The following is a 20,749-nucleotide window of genomic DNA, read 5'->3' as shown; positions in this document are numbered from 1 at the left end:
GTCGATAACTCGCAAATCGCCCCCCTCTCCAGCTTCCGCGCCACGAGTCGCGCCACATTTCGTCCCTATTTGGACCATTCGGTGATCGGGATTATGGTCCGATCCGCACCGCGGCCGGCCGGGCGCCCACCCTCGGCCGGGCAGAGGAACATGATGCGCACGAGACAGATCCGCCGTTTCGTCTACGCCCTTTTCGCCAGCGGCGCCGCCGCTGCGGCGCAGGCGGCGCCGTCGGTGGTGATCGACGTCGCCTCCGGGCAGATCCTCGAGCAGGAGCAGCCGACGCAGTCCTGGTATCCCGCCTCGCTCACCAAGCTGATGACCGTCTATGTCGCGCTCGACGCCGTGCGGTCGGGGCGTCTCTCTTATGACACGCCGCTCGTCGTCTCGCCGCGCGCGACGTCGATGGCGCCCTCCAAGATGGGCTTTCCGCCGGGCTCGGAGGTGACTTTGCGCAATGCGCTGGTCATGCTGATGGTGAAATCGGCCAATGACGTCGCCGTCACCATAGCGGAAGGGGTTTCCGGCTCGGTCGAGGCCTTCGCCGACGAGATGAACCGCGCCTCGGCGCGGCTCGGCATGCGCGAATCCTATTGGGTCAATCCCAATGGCCTGCCGGACGATCGGCAGGTCACCTCGGCGCGCGATCTCGCTCTGCTCGGCCGCGCGCTGCTGGTCGAGTTTCCGGAGTCGGCAGGCTTCTACAATATCGGGGCGATGAAGTTCGGCAGCCAGATTCATCCGACCCATAACGGGCTGCTCGGCCGCTATCCGGGCGCCGACGGCATGAAGACCGGCTTCACCTGCCCCGCCGGCTATAATCTCGTCGCCAGCGCCACGCATGGCGGGCAGAAGCTGATCGCCGTCGTGCTCGGCGCGCCCTCCGGGGCGGCGCGCACCGCCAAGGCCGCCTCGCTCTTGGACAAGGCCTTCACCAGCGGCTCGCCCGCCGGCGCTCTCGCGGCGCTGCCGAGCTCCGGCGTCGCGCCGGCGCCGGACATGCGCGACAGCGTCTGTCATCATCGTGGCAAGGCCAGCGCCGAATATATGGCCGAGGTCGAGGAGATGACCATCGCCATTCCGCATGAGAACGGCGAGACCGAGGCTGTCGATGTGAAGGCCATCGCGCAATTGCCGCGGGCCCATGTCGAGCCGACGCCGGTGCGTCTCGGCCGCGAGCCAGGCTATGACGGCCCTGTAGCGGGCCCGCGCGATCCGGGCTCGCCGGTCGGCTCGCCCACCACCATCACCGCCTTCGCGCCCGAGAAGCCGGCGCTGCGCGCCTCGCCGATCGGCCGGCCGGCGCCGGATGCGCTGTCGCTGCGCCGCCCCGTCGCACACAAGGCCGTCGCCCACGCCAAGGCCCCGACGGCCAAGTCGCACGCCGCAGAGTCGCACGCCGCCAAAACCTCCGCTGCGAAGCCGCATGGGCCCGCCAAAACCGCCAAGGGCGAGAAGCGCTCGATCGGCGACAATGAGCCGAAGAAAATCGATAGATGACCGATTCCGCAGACCGCCGCCGGCCGCCGCCGCCGATTCCGCTCACTATTCTCACCGGCTTCCTCGGCGCCGGCAAGACGACGCTGCTCAACCGCCTGCTCGCCGCGCCGGAGCTCGCCGACACGCTGGTGCTCATCAACGAGTTCGGCGAGATCGGCGTCGATCATCTGCTCGTCGAGAATGTCGACGGCGACATGATGATGATGAGCTCGGGCTGCGTGTGCTGCACGATCCGCGGCGATCTCGTCGCCGCGCTCGAGGATGCGCTGCGCCGGCTCGACAATGGCCGCATCCGCCCGTTCCGCCGCGTGGTGCTGGAGACGACTGGCCTCGCCGATCCGGCGCCCATCCTCCACACCATCATGTCCCATCCTTATCTCTTGCTGCGCTATCGGCTGGACGGGGTGGTGACGCTCATCGATGCGGTCAATGGCGAGGCGACGCTGGACGCGCATGAGGAGGCGGTGAAGCAGGCCGCGGTCGCCGACCGTCTCGTCATCGCCAAGACCGACACGCCCGAGGGCGCGGCGCGCCTCGCCGCGCTCGACGAGCGTCTGGCGCGGCTCAATCCGGCCGCGCGCCGGCTCGTCGCCGCGCGCGGGGAGGCGACCGTCGCCGCTTTGCTCGACTGCGGGCTCTATGATCCCTCAGGCAAGATTCCGCAGGTCGCGCGCTGGCTCAACGACGAGGCGGTCGCGGCCGCCCATGCGCACGACCATCATCACCATCACGATCACGGCCATCATCATCACGATCACGCGGCCCATGGCGATGCAAATCGCCACGACGATCACATTCGCGCCTTCTGCGTCGCGAGCGAGACGCCCTTGTCGCCGCAGGCTTTCGATATGTTCGTCGAGATCTTGCGGCAGGCGCATGGGCCCAACCTCCTGCGCGTCAAGGGCGTCGTCGGCCTCACCGACGATCCCGAGCGGCCCGTCGTCATCCATGGCGTGCAGCACATGTTCCATCCGCCGCATCGCCTCGCGTCCTGGCCGGACGGCGACCGCCGCACGCGTCTCGTCTTCATCGTCAAGGATCTCGACGAGAGCTTCGTTTCGGGCCTCTATCACGCCGTGGCCGGCGTTCCGGCGCTCGGCGCCCCCGACGCGGCGGCGCTCGCCGACAATCCGCTCACGCCGAAAAAGGCCGGGCTGCTGGGATAGAGCGCTTTCCGATCGAACGGAATCTTCCGAAAGGACTCTGGAGCCGGCTTCGTCGCCCTTCGCCAACCGAAACCGACCGTTCGGGGCGAGCTCACCCTGCGGCGACCGGGATGACAATCCCTTGCCTTCCATCAGGAGGAAGACAATAATTGCTCCGGCTCGAGCGTCGGAGGCCACATTCACAGCTCGGAGCTGGTTGCAGTGAACATGCGGAAGCGGCTCCCATGCATATTCTGTTGGTCGAGGATCGGAACAGCTTCGCGCATCTGGTGACGCGACATCTGGCGAGATCGGGCTACACCGTGGATCACGTCGGAACAATTCGTGACGCCTTGAAGGCGCTTTCGGATCGCGACTATTCCGCGACCCTCCTCGATCGCAAGCTGCCGGATGGCGACGGCATGTCGATCATCAAGGAGATAAAGCGCCGACGCAACGACACCCGCGTCCTGCTGCTCACCGCCATGGACGCGGTGGGCGACAAGATCGAGGGACTGGATTCGGGCGCCGACGATTATCTCGTCAAGCCGTTCGACCTCGAGGAGATGATGGCGCGCATCCGCGCTTGCCTGCGTCGCTCCGCCAGCGAGCCCCAGCCCATGGTGACGGTCGGGGCGCTCAGCTTCGATTGTGGATCGCGCACCGCGGCGGTGCGTGATCGGCCTGTTCTGCTCCATAAACGCGAGCTGGCTCTGCTGGAGGCGCTGGTGCAGCGCGCGGGAGTCGTCGTGCGCCATGAGGCGCTGATAGCGAGCATCTGGGGCGTCGACGATGATATTCAGCCCCATGCGCTGACACTGCTGGTGGCTCGCCTGCGCGCCCGGCTCGAGCAGCTCGACGCCGGCGTCGGCATTCATACGGCGCGCGGCGTAGGCTATCTGCTCGCGGCGAAATAGCGTTGGCTCGCTCTCCGTCGTTACGACTTCGCCTGGTCGCATTCATGTTGCTGGCGCCGCTCTTCGTCGGCCCCTTCGCCTGGGTCACGCATCTCTGGCTGCATGTCTCGGGCGTCGAAGGCTATCCTCGAGTCGCGGTGGCGGATCTCGGCTATACGAGCGCCAGTCGCCAGGTGATCGACTCGCTCGTGCGAACGCCGGACGGCTGGTTCGCCATCGAGCCGACCCCCGCGCTTCGCGAGCGCATAGAGCGTGAGCCCGACTTGCAGTTCGCCGTGTTCCAGACATGGGCCGGCGGCGCATTGCCGGGCTCGAGCGAAAAGCTCGCCGCAGCCCTCATCACCGAGTTCGGAGGCGAACGGGCGCTCAGATCGCATATCACGCATTTCGCGATCGACTCGCCGGCCGGCGTCGAAACACGCGGTCGCTTCGACATCAGGCGAACGCCGCTCGGACAAATGTATATCGCCGTCAGCGACGCGAAGTTCGAGTGGGCGCATGACCTCTATGTGCTTTTCGTGGAGGATATCACCTGGACCGCCATTTTCTTCGTGACCTCCTTCCTCTCCTCGGCGATCGTCGGCTGGATCGTCGTTCACAGCGGCCTCGCGCCGATACATCGCGCGGTCCTCGAAGCGGAACGCATCGATATCGACTCGCTCGGCGCCGGCATAAGAACCGCCGGCGTCCCGGTCGAGATCAGGCCGCTCATCGACGCGATCAACCGCGCATTGGCCCGTCTCGATGCGAGCGCTGCGCGAATGCGGCGCTACACCGCGAACGCCGCTCATGAATTGCGAACGCCGATAGCCATCTTGCGAGCGCGGCTGCAAAGTCCGGACGAGCCGACCTTCAAGAGCGATCTCGAGCGAGACACATGTCAGCTGCAGGCCATCGTCGAGCAGATGCTCATCGCCGCGAGATTGAACGAAAACCAAGCCCCGTTCCATGAAAAGATCGATCTCGTAGAAGCCGTTCGCAATGTCGTGGCCGCTCATATGCCCGTCGTGATCCGATGTGGGCGACATGTCGAGGTGGAGGTCGTCGGTACGGTCCCGAGCCTGCGCGGAAACGCCTATGCGCTCGAATGCATCATCACGAATCTCATCGACAACGCGATGCGGGCCGAGCCGGAAGGAGGAACCATTCTCGTTCGCGTCGAGGAGGGTCCGGAGATCGCGGTGATCGACCACGGAGAGGGCGTCGCGGAAAGCGATCGCGAAATGATCTTCGAGCCATTTTGGCATAAGAGCGAAACGGGCGCGGGCCTCGGTCTCGCCATCGCGAGGGAGCTCGTGGAGAAGCACGGAGGCCGCATCTGGGTCGAGGAAACTCCAAGCGGCGGCGCCACATTCAAGCTGTCATTCAAGAACGCGAGAAGAGACGATGCGCCGCCAGCCAGCGAGCGTTAGAGCGCTCTCGTTCGATCGAACCAGAATTCGCTGCAATTAAAAATCGCTAGAGCGCGATCGGTGATTGCCGGAGGTCTCGCGCCGGACGAGGCGACAGCGGACGGATGAAGGCTTTCAATTTTTCCTGGCGCGAATTTCGTCGACGGCTCGTCTCACGTTGAACAGAACCAATTTCGCATCAGCCGACACGAAACCTACGAAAGGTCACGCCATGGCGGAAAGAGCGCGCACGCCGCGCGCCGGCGACTCCGCTCATCCGCCGCTCCGGCTTTTTTTATCGACCGAATTCTGATCGATCGAATGCCTCCATTCGATCGGGAAGCGCTTCGGGCCGCGTCCCGAAACGACATCGAGAAAGCTCGCCGACCGCAGCGGACTCTATTCCGATTCACCCGCATATGAGGTCTTGGACCTATGAGACTCTCCGAACTCCTGCGCGAGCTGAAAAGCCGGAACATCCACCTATATGTGGAAGAAGCACAACTCCGCTGCGAGGCTCCACGGGGCGCGTTGAGTGAAGATCTACGCGCTGCGATCGCGCGGCACAGGGAAGAAATATTCAGCATCCTTTCGCCACAGAATCGAATTTCTCGGAATATCGAGCGGGTCGCGCGAGATCGGCGCCACCCTTTATCCTTCGCCCAGCAGCGTTTGTGGTTCGTCCATCAACTCGATCCGGGCGGAAGCGATTACAACATCCCTGCCGCCATCCGCCTGAAAGGCGATCTCGATATTGAAGCGCTCCACCGCAGCCTGATTGAAATTGTCAGACGGCATGAGATATTACGCACCACATATCGGATGGATAAGAATACGCCCGTCCAATATATTTCCGATAACCCCTATATTCCGATGCATATCGAGGATCTACGCTCTCAGCCGACGACGAATTGCTTCGATATCGTTCGTCAACGCGCATTCGCGCAAGCTCGACAGCCATTCGATCTCGCGAACGGCCCTGTCATTCGCGTTCAGCTGCTGATACTCCCGTCTGTGGACGCGACCGCGGATCATGTCCTGATCATTGTTTTCCATCATATCGTGACCGACGACTGGTCGTCGGCCCTATTCTTCAACGAGCTCGCGACCATTTATCCTGCGTTCGCGAGCGGAAGACCGTCTCCCCTGCCAGAACCCGAGCTCCAATATGTCGATTTTGCCGTTGCTCAACGCAAATGGCTCGACGGAGATACGCTCGAGAGACATTTAGCCTATTGGCGTGAAAAGCTCGCTGGCGGCTCTCCCTCGATCGATCTCCCAACGCGACGCGATGGCGACGCCGGATTGCAGAAGACCGGTGGCGAGGTCCATTTCGAGATCGCTGAAAAGGTCAAACGCCAATTAACTCGGTTGAGCGAGCAGAGTAGTTATACGCGTTTTGTCATATTCATGTCTGCGTTCTACGTATTTCTGTTCCGCTACACACACCAGACCGACATCTGCGTCGGGGCGCCGATCGCCAACCGCAACCTGCGAGAAGTGGAAGATATCCAGGGATTCTTCGTCAACACGCTCGTATTGCGCGCAAAATTGAGCGGCGATCAGCGATTCTCCGCATTGCTCGAGCAGGTGCAAACCCTTGCTCTGGAGGCGCAGACACATCAAGATCTACCCTTCGAGCGGCTCGTCGAGGCGCTGGGCCCACAAATTCGCACATTCGGGATCAATCCGCTTTTCCGAGTGGCGTTCGTATTTCACAATATCGGTTTTGAAGACCCCAAAATACCGGGATTCGATGTTGAAATAGTACAGGGCGTCAGACGAAACGCCGTCTTCGATCTCGTCTTGCACATTGCCGAAAACGAAAAGGGGCTGAGAGGCTGGTTCGAATACGATATGGGTTTGTTCGAGGACGCAACTGTCGAACGGATGGCGCGGCACTTTCAGAATCTTCTGGAGAGCGCCTCGAGCAAAAGCGACTCGCGGATATCAGAGCTCTCTCTTTTGGACGAGACGGAGCGCCATCGGCTTCTTGTCGACTGGAACGACACAGCCGCCGCCTATCCGCAGGACCGCTGCATTCATCAGCTGTTCGAGGCGCAGGCGAGCGAGACGCCCGACGCTGTCGCGGTGGCGTTCGAGGAGCAAAGCCTGACCTATGCCCAATTGAACGCCAGAGCCAATCGGCTGGCGCATCATCTGCGTCGTCTCGGAGTGGGCCCCGAGACGCTGGTCGGCCTCTGCGTCGAGCGCTCGCTCGAGATGATCGTCGGGCCGCTCGGCATAATGAAGGCCGGCGGCGCCTATCTGCCGCTCGATCCCGATTATCCGCTCGAGCGCCTCGCCTATATGCTCGCCGACGCGCGGCCGCTGGCGATCCTCACGCAAGAGCGGCTGCGCCAGCGTCTGCCGGACGATGTCGAGACGCTGAGCCTCGACGCCGACTGGCCGTCCATCGCCGAAAGCCGCGCGGACAATCCCGACAATCTCGCGCATCCCCAAAACCTCGCCTATGTCATCTACACCTCGGGATCGACAGGCAAGCCGAAGGGCGTCGGGGTCACGCACCAAAATGTTCGCCGGCTCTTTGCAGCCGCCGAAGAGGCGTTTGATTTTTCCTGCGATGATGTCTGGACGCTGTTCCACTCGTTTGCGTTCGACTTTTCTGTCTGGGAGATATGGGGCGCGCTCCTCTATGGCGGAAGGCTGATCATCCCGTCTTACTGGGTGACACGATCGCCGGAAGCATTTTATGACCTATTGTGCTCACAGTCCGTCACGGTTCTGAATCAGACGCCTTCGAGCTTCTATCAACTATCGATTGTCGATGCGGCCCGCAAAGGAAGCGAATTAGAGCGCTTTCCGATCGAACGGAATCGTTCGATCGATCAGAATTCGCTCAAACGAAAGAATTCTAGAGGGCTATCCGATCCAATCGGATCGGATAGCCCTCTATCCTCGTTGAGGCTCGTTATTTTCGGTGGGGAAGCTCTGGAAACCGGGCGGCTGAAGGAGTGGTTCAGCCGACATGGCGATAAACAGCCTCAACTCGTCAACATGTATGGCATCACGGAAACCACGGTGCATGTCACATTAGGGCCGCTGCAGCGCGACAGCGCAGGCGGAGTCGGGCGTCCTCTCGACGATCTCCAAGCGCTCATACTCGACCGGAGCTCGAGTCTTCTGCCCATCGGGGTTTCCGGAGAGCTCTACATCGGCGGGGCGGGGCTCGCGCGAGGTTATCTGGGCCGAGCGGATCTCACGGCGGAAAGATTCGTCCCCAATCCGTTCGGAGAGCCTGGGGAGCGTCTTTATCGCACCGGCGATCTGGCGCGTTATAGGGCGGACGGAAACATCGAGTATCTCGGCCGCGCCGATCATCAGGTGAAAATCCGGGGCTTCCGGATCGAGCTCGGCGAGATCGAGGCGGCGCTGGGGCGTCTGGAGACAGTGCGCGAAGCGGCAGCGCTGGCGCGGGAAGACGCGCCGGGCGATAAGCGCATCGTCGCTTATGTCGTCTGCGAGGATGGGGCGGAAGCGAATGTCGCGCAGCTGCGCGCCTCGCTCGCGAGCGATCTGCCCGACTATATGATCCCCTCGGCTTTCGTTTTCCTCGATAGCTTGCCGCTGACGCAAAATGGCAAGATCGACCGCAAGGCCTTGCCCGAGCCCGATCTCGACGCGCAGGCCGCGCGCGCCTATGTCGCGCCGCGAACGCCGGTCGAGGAAACGCTCTGTCTGATCTGGGCCGAAGCGCTCGGCGTCGAGCGCGTCGGCGTCGACGATAATTTCTTCGAGCTCGGCGGCCATTCGCTGCTGGCGATGACGCTGATCGAGACGATGCGTCGCAGTGATTTGCAAACCGATGTGCGGTCGCTGTTTTCTCATCCGACTCCGGCGAGTCTGGCCGCTGTCATCGGACATGAGAGCGCGATCGTCGTTCCGCCCAATCTCATTCCCCCGGGCTGCGACGCGATCACGCCCGAGATGCTGCCGCTGGCGCGACTGACGCAGGCGGAGATCGACAGGGTCGTGGCCGCGGTTCCGGGCGGCGCGACGAATGTGCAGGACATTTATCCACTGGCGCCGCTGCAGGAGGGCATTCTCTTCCATCACCTCATGGCGCAAAAAGGCGACCCCTACGTGCTCCTCGTCCTGCTCGCGTTCGACACGAAGACGCGGCTCGAAGGATTCTGCCGGGCGCTGCAATCCGCGATCGCCCGGCACGATATTCTGCGCACGGCGGTGATGTGGGAAGGCTTGGCGGAGCCGGTTCAGGTGGTGCTGCGCGAGGCTTTGCTGATTGCGGAGGAAGTCCCGCTCGATCCGGCGGGCGATAGCGCTCGACAGCTGCTCGAGCGCTTCGATCCGCGGCGGTTCCGGCTCGACGTCCGGCAGGCGCCGATGATCCGGCTGTTCTGGGCCTTCGACCCGCAAAGCGACCGCTGCATTGCGGCGTTTTTTATCCATCACTTGATCGATGACGCAACGTCTCTCCGACTTCTCGGCGAAGAGATTCTCGCACAATTGTCCGGCATCGGCGATCGACCGAGGTCGCCGCCCTATCGCAATTTTGTCGCGCAAGCGCGTCTTGGCGTGAGCCCAGCGGAACATGAGGCGTTTTTCACGGAAATGCTCGGCGACGTGACGGAGCCGACGGCGCCCTTCGGCCTATCGGATGTGCAAGGCGACGGCTCTAACGTCGAGGAAGCGCGGCTCGATGTCGATGCGGCGCTGGCGCGGCGCACGCGCGCGGCGGCGCGTTCGCTCGGGCTGAGCGTCGCGAGCCTGTGGCATCTGGCGTTTGCGCAAGCGCTCGCGCGCGTGTCGGGACGCATCGACGTGGTGTTCGGCACGGTGCTGTTCGGCCGCATGCATGGCGGCGTCGGCGCGGACCGCGCCATCGGCTTGTTCATCAACACGCTGCCGATCCGCGTGCGGGTCGGACGGCAGAGCGTCGCGGATAGCGCGCGCCTCGTGCATGATCGTCTGACGCGGCTGCTGCGGCACGAACATGCTCCCCTGGCGCTGGCGCAACGTTGCAGCGGCATCGCAGCGACGATCCCCTTGTTCTCGGCCTTGCTGAACTATCGCCACAGCGCGCCGGAGACCGAATCGGCGGCGGCCTTCGAAGGCGTGACCGAACTCCACGCGCAGGAACGCACCAACTATCCCTTGACGCTCTCGATCGACGACTTCGGAAATGGTTTCCGTCTGGAAGCGCAGACGCGACATCCGCTCGATCCGAAGATCATCTGCGGTTACTTACAGACCGCGCTCGAAGGCCTCGTCACGGCTCTCGAAACGGCGCCCGGGACGCCGGTTCTGACCATCGATGTGCTGAGCGAAGCGGAGCGCCATCGGCTTCTCGTCGACTGGAACGACACAGCCGCCGCCTATCCGCAGGACCGCTGCATTCATCAGCTGTTCGAGGCGCAGGCGAGCGAGACGCCCGACGCTGTCGCGGTGGCGTTCGAGGAGCAAAGCCTGACCTATGCCCAATTGAACGCCAGAGCCAATCGGCTGGCGCATCATCTGCGTCGTCTCGGAGTAGGCCCCGAGACGCTGGTCGGCCTCTGCGTCGAGCGCTCGCTCGAGATGATCGTCGGGCTGCTCGGCATAATGAAGGCCGGCGGCGCCTATCTGCCGCTCGACCCCGATTATCCGGCAGATCGGCTTGCTTTCATGCTCGCCGACGCGCGGCCGCTCTTGATCCTGACGCAAGAGCGTCTGCGCCAGCGCCTGCCGAAGGACGCCGCGACGCTGAGCCTGGATGTAGAGGCCGACTGGCCGTCCATCGCCGAAAGCCGCGAGGACAATCCCGAGAATCTCGCGCACCCCCAAAACCTCGCCTATGTCATCTACACCTCCGGATCGACAGGCAAGCCAAAAGGCGTCGGGGTCGCGCATGACGGTCTCGTCAATCGCATCGACTGGATGCAGAAGCATTATCGCCTGACCGATGACGACGTCGTGCTACAGAAGACGCCATTCAGCTTCGACGTATCGGTATGGGAGTTTTTCTGGCCTCTTCTGACCGGCGCCCGTCTCGTCCTCGCCGCGCCGGGCGATCATCGTGAGCCGGGCCGCTTGGCGAAGCTCATCGAAAGCCGCGCGGTCACGACCCTGCATTTCGTGCCGACCATGTTGACGGCGTTCTTGAACGCTGTCGAAGGGAAGCGGATGCGCTCGCTTCGCCGAGTGATCTGCAGCGGCGAAGAGCTTTCCGATAGCGCCGTCTCGAAGTTCCATGAGATGGCGTATCGTGAAAATATGGCGTCCTGTGAGCTTCACAACCTCTATGGCCCAACCGAAGCCTCTATCGACGTCACGGCCTATTGCTGCGTCGATGACGGCGGCATCGACAGGGTTCCGATCGGCCGCCCGATCGCGAACACGAAAATCTATCTTCTCGACAAGGCTCTCCAGCCGGTTCCGATAGGGGTTTCGGGCGAGCTCTACATTGGCGGGGTCGGCCTGGCGCGAGGCTATCTGAACCGCCCCGACCTCACGGCGGAAAGATTTGTTCCAAGCCCGTTCGGGGCTCCCGGGGAACGTCTCTATCGGACGGGCGATCTCGCGCGCTATCGTCGGGATGGGAACATCCAATATCTCGGCCGCGCCGATCATCAGGTGAAGATCCGCGGGTTTCGCATCGAGCTCGGCGAGATCGAGGCGGCGCTGGGGCGTCTGGAGACAGTGCGCGAAGCGGCAGCGCTGGCGCGGGAGGACGAGTCGGGCGATAAGCGCATCGTCGCTTATGTCGTCTGCGAGGATGGGGCGGAAGCGAATGTCGCGCAGCTGCGCGCCTCGCTGGCGAAGGATCTGCCCGACTATATGATCCCCTCGGCTTTCGTTTTCCTCGACAGCTTGCCGCTGACGCAAAATGGCAAGATCGACCGCAAGGCCTTGCCCGCCCCCGACGCGGCGGCCAGCGCCGCGCGCGCCTATGTCGCGCCGCGAACGCCGGTCGAGGAAACGCTCTGTCTGATCTGGACCGAAGCGCTCGGCGTCGAGCGCGTCGGCGTCGACGATAATTTCTTCGAGCTCGGCGGCCATTCTCTTCTGGCGATGACGCTGATCGAGACGATGCGTCGCAGTGATTTGCGAACCGATGTGCGGTCGCTGTTTTCTCATCCGACTCCGGCGAGTCTGGCCGCTGTGGTCGGACATGAAAACGCGATCGTCGTTCCGCCCAATCTCATTCCGCCGGGCTGCGACGCGATCACGCCCGAGATGCTGCCGCTGGCGCGACTGACGCAGGCGGAGATCGACAGGGTCGTGGCCGCGGTTCCGGGCGGCGCAACGAATGTGCAGGACATTTATCCATTGGCGCCGCTGCAGGAAGGCATTCTCTTCCATCACCTCATGGCGCAAAAAGGCGATCCTTATATACTCCCGGTCCTTCTCGCGTTCGACACGAAGACGCGGCTCGAAGGGTTCTGTCGGGCGCTGCAATCCGCGATCGCCCGGCACGACATTCTGCGCACGGCGGTGATGTGGGAAGGCTTGGCGGAGCCGGTTCAGGTGGTGCTGCGCGAGGCTTCGCTGATTGCGGAGGAAGTCCCGCTCGATCCGGCGGGCGATAGCGCTCGACAGCTGCTCGAGCGCTTTGATCCGCGTCGGTTCCGGCTCGACGTCCGGCAGGCGCCGATGATCCGGCTGTTCTGGGCCTTCGACCCGCAAAGCGACCGCTGGACGCTGATGCTGTTGGCGCATCACCTCATTTTTGATCATTCGACTCTGGAAGTCTTGCTGGAGGAAGCGGCGGTCCGGCTTTCCGGGCGATGCGACGCCTGGCCTTCGCCAATCCCCTATCGCAATTTTGTCGCGCAAGCGCGTCTCGGCGTGAGCCGGGCGGAGCATGAAGCGTTTTTCACGGAAATGCTCGGCGACGTGACGGAGCCGACGGCGCCCTTCGGCCTATCGGATGTGCAAGGCGACGGCTCTAACGTCGAGGAAGCGCGGCTCGATGTCGATGCGGCGCTGGCGCGGCGCACGCGCGCGGCGGCGCGTTCGCTCGGGCTGAGCGTCGCGAGCCTGTGGCATCTGGCGTTTGCGCAAGCGCTCGCGCGCGTGTCGGGACGCATCGACGTGGTGTTCGGCACGGTGCTGTTCGGCCGCATGCATGGCGGCGTCGGCGCGGACCGCGCTATCGGCTTGTTCATCAACACGCTGCCGATCCGCGTGCGGGTCGGACAGCAGAGCGTCGCGGACAGCGCGCGCCTCGTGCATGATCGTCTGACGCGGCTGCTGCGGCACGAACATGCTCCCCTGGCGCTGGCGCAACGTTGCAGCGGCATCGCAGCGACGATCCCCTTGTTCTCGGCCTTGCTGAACTATCGCCACAGCGCGCCGGAGACCGAATCGGCGGCGGCCTTCGAAGGCGTGACCGAACTCCACGCGCAGGAACGCACCAACTATCCCTTGACGCTCTCGATCGACGACTTCGGAAATGGTTTCCGTCTGGAAGCGCAGACGCGACATCCGCTCGATCCGAAGATCATCTGCGGTTACTTACAGACCGCGCTCGAAGGCCTCGTCACGGCTCTCGAAACGGCGCCCGGGACGCCGGTTCTGACCATCGATGTGCTGAGCGAAGCGGAGCGCCATCGGCTTCTCGTCGACTGGAACGACACAGCCGCCGCCTATCCGCAGGACCGCTGCATTCATCAGCTGTTCGAGGCGCAGGCGAGCGAGACGCCCGACGCTGTCGCGGTGGCGTTCGAGGAGCAAAGCCTGACCTATGCCCAATTGAACGCCAGAGCCAATCGGCTGGCGCATCATCTGCGTCGTCTCGGAGTAGGCCCCGAGACGCTGGTCGGCCTCTGCGTCGAGCGCTCGCTCGAGATGATCGTCGGGCTGCTCGGCATAATGAAGGCCGGCGGCGCCTATCTGCCGCTCGACCCCGATTATCCGCTCGAGCGCCTCGCCTATATGCTCGCCGACGCGCGGCCGCTGGCGATCCTCACGCAAGAGCGGCTGCGCCAGCGTCTGCCGGACGATGTCGAGACGCTGAGCCTCGACGCCGACTGGCCGTCCATCGCCGAAAGCCGCGAGCACAATCCCGAGAATCTCGCGCATCCCCAAAACCTCGCCTATGTCATCTACACCTCGGGATCGACAGGCAAGCCGAAGGGCGTCGGGGTCACGCACCAAAATGTTCGCCGGCTCTTTGCAGCCGCCGAAGAGGCGTTTGATTTTTCCTGCGATGATGTCTGGACGCTGTTCCACTCGTTTGCGTTCGACTTTTCTGTCTGGGAGATATGGGGCGCGCTCCTCTATGGCGGAAGACTTATTATCGTACCCTATTGGGTTTCGCGATCTCCCGAGGCGTTCTACGAGCTTTTACGCGCGCAATCCGTCACGGTTCTCAATCAAACGCCATCCAACTTCTACAATCTCGACTCTGTCGATTCGATTCACCTCGCCGGGTTGTCGTCGCTGAAGCTGGTCATTTTTGGCGGCGAAGCCCTCGAAGTCGAGAGGTTGAAGGGGTGGTTCGAACGGCACGGCCACACGCGGCCTCGACTCTGCAACATGTACGGCATCACCGAAACCACTGTGCATGTGACACGGCAATTGATTCGCCCTGATGAAACAGAGGGCGTCGGGCGTCCTCTCAGGGATCTGCAAGTCTATATTCGGGGCTCAAATCTACATCTTTTGCCGATTGGCATGTCGGGCGAGCTCTACATTGGCGGGGCCGGCCTCGCGCGCGGCTATCTGAACCGCCCCGACCTCACGGCGGAGAGATTTGTTCCAAGCCCGTTCGGGGCTCCCGGAGAGCGCCTCTATCGGACGGGCGATCTGGCGCGCTATCATCGGGACGGGAACATCCAATATCTCGGCCGCGCCGATCATCAGGTGAAGATCCGCGGGTTTCGCATCGAGCTCGGCGAGATCGAGGCGGCGCTGGGGCGTCTGGAGACAGTGCGAGAAGCGGCAGCGCTGGCGCGGGAAGACGAGCCGGGCGACAAGCGCATCATCGCTTATGTCGTCTGCGAGGATGGGGCGGAAGCGAATGTCGCGCAGCTGCGCGCCTCGCTGGCGAAGGATCTGCCCGACTATATGATCCCTTCGGCTTTCGTTTTCCTCGATAGCTTGCCGCTGACGCAAAATGGCAAGATCGACCGCAAGGCCTTGCCCGAGCCCGATCTCGACGCGCAGGCCGCGCGCGCCTATGTCCTGCCGCGCACAGCGACGGAATGGCTGCTCCTGAAGGAGTTCAAGGATATTCTTTGTCGGCGGTCGATCGGAATCGACGACAACTTTTTCGAGCTCGGCGGACATTCGCTGACCGCCATAAAGCTGATCGATAGGATTCGGCGCGAGATCCGTGGAGACTTGCCGACCATGGCGATATTTCAGGCCCCGACGGCGAGGCGGCTCGCTGAAATGATCTCCGGCTCTCGAGAGGACGATCGATCTCTTATCGTTCCGCTGTGCAGGGGCGGAGAAAATCCACCGATCTATTGCATTCACCCTGCAGGAGGATCGCCCATTCGCTATTCTGCATTCGCAGATTCGCTCCAGGGAGCAGCGCCGGTTTATGGCGTTCAATCGCGCCGGATCTTCGATGATCGACACATCGACGCGTCGGTCGAGGAAATGGCGGAATGCTACATCGGTCAGATCCGCGAGCATCAGCCTCATGGTCCCTATTTTCTGTTGGGCTGGAGCAGCGCGGGCGTGACGGCTGCCGCGATGGCGGAAAAGCTGGAGGCGATCGGCGAAGATGTCGCTTTCATAGGGATTATCGATTCGATGCTCGACGTCGAGAGCATCGGCGCCGATGTCGATCCTTCCGACCGCCCATCGATCGCGTTGGAAAGCTTTCGAGAGCTCGCGTTGCTGGAAGGCAAGAATCCGAACGATCTCTTAACAGATGACGATCGTAAGCATTTGCAGGACATTTCGGCTCGACTAACGGCCGAGGAGCAGGTCCGATATGCTGCGATCTGGGGCCAGGACCGTGGCTTTTGGCAGGGCGTGTCGAATGAGCTGATCGATTTCCTACATGCGGACAGCAAGAACGCGATCCGGATGGTTCGCGAGCATCACATAAAAAAAATCCACGCGCCCATTCACTATTGGGCCGCGCGTCAATCGCTCACCGCGAACGCCGCGCCGAGATCCGATTGGTCTCGCGTCACGCGGGGTGGTCTGACGTTCCAGATCGTCGACGGAGATCATGACAGCATTGTCGTCGATCCGATCGTGCATGAGCAGATCAAGGACGTATTGACTGCTGTTTGGCTCGAAGGCGCCGAGCGAAAATCGGCGCGGAGCCGATGACCTCATGCGCGGGGGCCGGCCGGCGTCCACGGGACATCAGCGATCACTGCTGCACAGCCGCCGTGATTCACCAAAAAAGGACGCGAAAGCCTTGTCCGCTCCGATCGGAAACGGCTCTCGCGGCTGCTTGTGGTCGCGCGGAGTCTTGGAGGTCGGTCGATATCGAGAGCATGGTCCAAGGCGTGGAGCCGCGCGCGAGGGCGGCGAAAGAGCGGCCGCCGCGGCCCGCCAGGCCCGTCTTCTGTCTCGTTTTCTTGCACAAGGGCGTCGATTTGCGCTATTGGCGAAGCCACGAGAGCTTCAGGATCAACGCGCCCCCATGTCATCTTTGTTCAAGCGTCCGGGCAAGGCGGCCTTCGCCTTCGTCCTCGTCACAGTCGCGCTCGACATGCTCGCCCTCGGCGTCATGGTGCCGGTGCTTCCAAAGCTCATCGTCGAGTTCGAGGGCGGCGACCTGCAGCGCGCCGCCTCGATCGCCGGCGTCTTCAGCTTCGCCTGGGCGTTCATGCAATTCCTGTTTCAGCCCGTCCTCGGCGCGCTGTCCGATCGTTTCGGCCGGCGGCCGGTGGTGCTGCTCTCCAATCTCGGGATGGGGCTCGACTATATCTTCATGGCGCTCGCCCCGTCGCTGCCTTTCCTGTTCGCCGGCCGGCTGATCTCGGGCGTCACCGCGGCGAGCCTGTCGACGGCGACCGCCTATATCGCCGACGTCACGCCGGCGGAGCAGCGCGCCGGCCGCTTCGGCCTCATCGGCGCCGCCTTCGGCGTCGGCTTCATTCTGGGTCCGGCGATCGGCGGCCTGCTCGGAGCGCATGATCTGCGCTATCCCTTCTGGGTCGCGGCCGGCCTCAGCCTGCTCAACGCCGCCTATGGCTATTTCATCCTGCCGGAATCGCTCGCGCCGGAAAGCCGCACCGCCACCGTGCTGTGGCGCAGCGCCAATGTGATCGGCTCGCTCGATTTCCTGCGCCGGGATCGCGCTCTCGCTCTGCTCGCCGTGGCGATCTTCCTCTCCTTTCTCGCCCATGAATCGCTGCCGAGCCTGTTCGTGCTCTACACGCAATATCGCTATCATTGGGATGCGGCGACGACGGGATGGGCGCTGGCCATTGTCGGCGTGTCTCAGACGATCGTGTCCGGCGGCCTGGTGCGGCCGGCGGTGAAGCGTTTCGGCGAGAGCGCGACTCTGGTCGCCGCGCTCGGCTTCGGCGCGGCCGGCTTCGCGGTCTACGGCCTCGCGCCCACCGGCGGGATCTTCATGGCGGCGCCGCCGCTGATCGCGCTCTGGGCCATGGCCAATCCCTCCTTCCAGGGAATCGCGACACGGGTCGCCGGCGCCTCGGAACAGGGCCGGCTGCAGGGCGCGCTGGCGAGCCTGCGCGGCGTCTCCGGCATGGTCGGCCCGCTGTTCTTCTCCCAGATTCTGGCGGCATCCATCGCAGCGGACGCCTTTTCGGGAGCCGGCTATCTGATCGCGGCGCTCCTGCTCGGCGCGAGCCTCGTCATCGCGCAGCGGGCCCTGCGCGGCCGCTCCCCGGAAGGCGCAAAGGCGTGAGGTGGGAATAGCATTCATTCGACTGCGTCACCACGATGTGAGCAGCTGTCTCTGCGTGAGCCGACGGAAGTCGGGCCGTCATTGCGAGCGGAGCGAAGCAATCCAGAGCCGCAGGGCGGCCCCTTTGTTGTTACGTCGCTTCGCTCCTCATAAGACGCCGCCCAATCGTTGCGGCTACTCGTGACGCATCGGCGCACGAAAAGCGAACGCGAAATAGCCTCAGCGCGCCGACAACGCGACCGGAAACCAAATTTTGAACGTCGCTCCGCCGCCCGGCGTCGTCTCCACGAGGATACGGCCGTGATGCGCCTCCATCAGCTCTCTCGCGATGGACAAGCCGAGCCCGGTGCCGGGCGTCGCCTCGCTCTTGCGCCAGAACGGCTCGAAGATCAGCTCGCGATCGCTCTCGGCGACGCCGGCGCCGTGATCGATCACCTCTATGCCTGCGTCCGCGAGAACGCGTGCGATGACGGTTCCGCCGGCGGGCTCGGCGCGCAACGCATTGTCGATGAGATTGGCGACGATCGATTCGATGGCGCGCCGGTTGCCGCGCACGATGACGGGCGCGCCGCTTTCCTCGAAATCTATGAAGCGGTCGACGTCCATGGCGAGCGGCAGCATATTGGTGACCACCTCGCGCGTCGTCGCGCAAAGATCGACGTCCTCGTCCAGCGAAACCTGGCCTTCGGCGATCCGCGCCGCCATCAGCATCTGCTCGACGATGGAGCGCAATTGGCTGGCGTCGACGAGCAGCTCGTTGTTGAGCGCGGTCTCGCGCGCATTCTCGAGCCGCGCGCGCATGATGGCGAGCGGCGTGCGCAATTCATGCGCGGCGTTGGCGGTGAAGCGCCGCTGCCGCGCGACGCCCGCCGCGAGCCGGCTGAGCGCCTCGTTGACGGCGTCGACGAGCGGCGTGATCTCGATCGGAACATTATTGGTCGCGAGGCGCTGGTCGAGCGAGTTCATGTCGATTCGCGCGGCCTCTTCCATCGTGGCGCGCAGCGGCTGCAAGCCGCGCCTCACGGCGATGAAGGCGGCCAGGACCGATGTCGCCATAGCGGCGCCGACATAACTCCAATACCATTCGAAATTGGCGATCGACTGCAGCAGCGCGTCGATCGGGCGCACCTGCAGGCAATAATGCGCGATATGCATCTTGCCGTAGCGCGTCCAGCTCGTCGCCATGAAGCCGAGCGCCGGCGAGCGCGGATCGCCCGGTAGAACGAAATGCGCATGCTCGGAGCTGATGTCGATGATCTTCGCGAGCGTCGCGACGAGCTCTGGAGACGAGCCCGGAATCGGCGCTCCAGTGACGAAATCGAACACGGCGTATTTGAAGCGAGGGTTTCGGCGCGCCTCCTCGGCGAGCCCCGGCGCCGGGTCGATCCTGACGATGTCGTCGGAACCGCGCACCAGAGATGATTGGATCAGCATTTCCGCGCGCGCGCTGGCCAGCTCGTCGTAGGAGATCGCGTATTGGCCAATGTCGAGCAATCCGAGCAGGATCGGAACGCCCCAGCCGATGAGATAGGCGAGGAGCTGCGAAAGAACCAAATAGCCGACGGTGCGACGAACGAGGGACGGCGCGGTCGTCACACGTCGTCCTCGGCGCTGCGCGCCTCCTTGATGCGATAGCCGAGCGCGCGCGCCGAACGGATTTCCACGCCGGCGTCTAGCTCGGCGAGACGGGCGCGCAGCCGCGAGACCAGCGAGGTCAACGCATGTTCCTGCACCTCCATGCCGCGCCCGTAGAGATGCGCATAGAGCGTCTCGCGCGAGACGATGCGATTGGCGCTGCGCACCAGCGCCTCGAGCAACAGCAGCTCCTGGCGCGCCAGCACCACATCCTCGCCGCGCACCGTGACGACGCGCTGATCGAGATCGAAGGACAACCCCCCGATCCTCACCGGGCGCAAGGCGGTCTGCCCGCGACCGCGCAGCTGCACGCGGATGCGCGCGATCAATTCGTCGAGGTTGAACGGCTTGGTCAGATAATCGTCGGCGCCGGCCTCCAGCGCGTCGATGCGCTCGTCGACGGCGTCGAGCGCCGTCAGCATCATGATGCGAATCTGCGGCTGCTTCTCGCGAATGCGCGGAATGATCGAGATGGCGTCGCCGTCCGGCAGGCGCCGATCGAGCAGGGCGACCGAATAGACGCAGTCGTCGAGCGCCAGCATCGCGCCCTCGATCGCGCCGACCGTGTCGACGCCATAGCCGGCGCGCTCGATCTTCGACGCCACCTCCTTCGCCAGAGGCGCATGATCCTCGACCAGCAAAATGCGCATGGGCGCCGCTCCCTGCTCCGTTCCCCCGGACTCGGCCGGGCGCGCGCTCTTCTCACGAAGCCCGGGCCCTTGGCCAGCCCCGGCTCGACCTGTGGCTATTCTGCAACATACGGAGCTTCTGTGGGCTTTTTTGATTGCTTATGAGGTTTTCACGACTTTCGCCACGTAGCGTCCTCTTTGTCGGCACAGGCCTTCCACATGAGGCGTGCGGGCGTTCGACGATGGCGTTGAGGTCACGGAACACTCATGACGATCGCGCGCAGCTCCCATTTCCGACGCTCCGGCGTGTGGCGGGCCTCGCTCGTCCTCGCCCTCGTCGCGATTCTGGCTCTGCTGCCGTCGCTGCTCTCCACCGCCGCAGCCCGCGTCTTCGCCGACCCCGGCGCGCATGTCGGCGAGGCGCTCGCGGGCTGCCGTGTCGCGAGCCTCGACAAGCTTCCGCTCCACGGGGGCGGGGATCATTCCGACGCCTGCCGCTTCTGCCTCGGCTCGCCCTGCGCCGGGCAGGCTTTGGTCCCGAATGGCGGGGTGTCCGTCACCTTCACCTGCATCGCGCATGGGCGCGCCATCGACCCGGCGCGCGCAGTTCCTGTCGCGATCGAAGCGACCAGCGGCTGGGGCAGTTCCTGGACCGCACAAGCTCCTCCCGCGTTCGACTGACATCGAAACGATCGCCGCCTCGAGCGGCCCGCTTCTC

The 20,749-nt window shown here is 63.7% G+C and carries 9 protein-coding genes; 7 read left to right on the top strand and 2 right to left on the bottom strand.

The annotated features are described in order from the left end of the window. The first annotated feature begins 150 nt into the window (after positions 1 to 150). The 6 genes from CQW49_RS13645 to CQW49_RS13615 all read left to right on the top strand — a co-directional run bounded on the left by CQW49_RS13645 (position 151) and on the right by CQW49_RS13615 (position 17,767). Positions 151 to 1,500 carry a D-alanyl-D-alanine carboxypeptidase family protein gene (locus tag CQW49_RS13645; protein WP_024749698.1) on the top strand — a complete coding sequence of 450 codons (1,350 nt, stop codon included), beginning with the start codon at positions 151 to 153 and terminating at the stop codon, positions 1,498 to 1,500. After that, complete coding sequence (locus CQW49_RS13640) at positions 1,497 to 2,666, top strand: CobW family GTP-binding protein (RefSeq protein ID WP_003613618.1); 1,170 nt, start codon at positions 1,497 to 1,499, stop codon at positions 2,664 to 2,666. Before CQW49_RS13645 ends, CQW49_RS13640 begins: the two co-directional genes overlap by 4 nt. Before the next feature lie 224 nt (positions 2,667 to 2,890). Next, positions 2,891 to 3,562 carry a response regulator transcription factor gene (locus tag CQW49_RS13635; RefSeq protein WP_003613619.1) on the top strand — a complete coding sequence of 224 codons (672 nt, stop codon included), beginning with the start codon at positions 2,891 to 2,893 and terminating at the stop codon, positions 3,560 to 3,562. Positions 3,563 to 3,606: 44 nt separating this feature from the next. Then, positions 3,607 to 4,974 (top strand): sensor histidine kinase, encoded by a 1,368-nt coding sequence (locus CQW49_RS13630; RefSeq protein ID WP_003613620.1) that lies wholly within the window; start codon positions 3,607 to 3,609, stop codon positions 4,972 to 4,974. Positions 4,975 to 5,388: 414 nt separating this feature from the next. Next, positions 5,389 to 16,212 (top strand): non-ribosomal peptide synthetase, encoded by a 10,824-nt coding sequence (locus CQW49_RS13625; RefSeq protein ID WP_081735699.1) that lies wholly within the window; start codon positions 5,389 to 5,391, stop codon positions 16,210 to 16,212. Positions 16,213 to 16,531: 319 nt separating this feature from the next. Next, the gene (locus tag CQW49_RS13615; protein ID WP_003615235.1) at positions 16,532 to 17,767 is read left to right on the top strand and encodes a TCR/Tet family MFS transporter; all 1,236 of its coding nucleotides are present in this window, start codon (positions 16,532 to 16,534) and stop codon (positions 17,765 to 17,767) included. 219 nt (positions 17,768 to 17,986) lie between these two features. Here CQW49_RS13615 and CQW49_RS13610 read toward each other — a convergent pair whose 3' ends face one another. Continuing rightward, entirely contained in the window at positions 17,987 to 19,363 is a 1,377-nt protein-coding gene (locus CQW49_RS13610; protein ID WP_003615237.1) for a sensor histidine kinase, read from the bottom strand. Beyond that, positions 19,360 to 20,052 (bottom strand): response regulator transcription factor, encoded by a 693-nt coding sequence (locus CQW49_RS13605; RefSeq protein WP_003615238.1) that lies wholly within the window; start codon positions 20,050 to 20,052, stop codon positions 19,360 to 19,362. Before CQW49_RS13605 ends, CQW49_RS13610 begins: the two co-directional genes overlap by 4 nt. A gap of 246 nt (positions 20,053 to 20,298) precedes the next feature. Between CQW49_RS13605 and CQW49_RS13600 the strand changes: the two genes are divergently transcribed. After that, positions 20,299 to 20,712 (top strand): hypothetical protein, encoded by a 414-nt coding sequence (locus CQW49_RS13600; RefSeq protein WP_003615241.1) that lies wholly within the window; start codon positions 20,299 to 20,301, stop codon positions 20,710 to 20,712. Positions 20,713 to 20,749 lie beyond the last annotated feature (37 nt).

Source organism: Methylosinus trichosporium OB3b (genome assembly GCF_002752655.1).
Lineage (GTDB): Bacteria > Pseudomonadota > Alphaproteobacteria > Rhizobiales > Beijerinckiaceae > Methylosinus > Methylosinus trichosporium.
The sequence above is the reverse complement of the archived record's forward strand: the minus strand, read 5'-3'. Positions and strand labels throughout refer to the sequence as shown.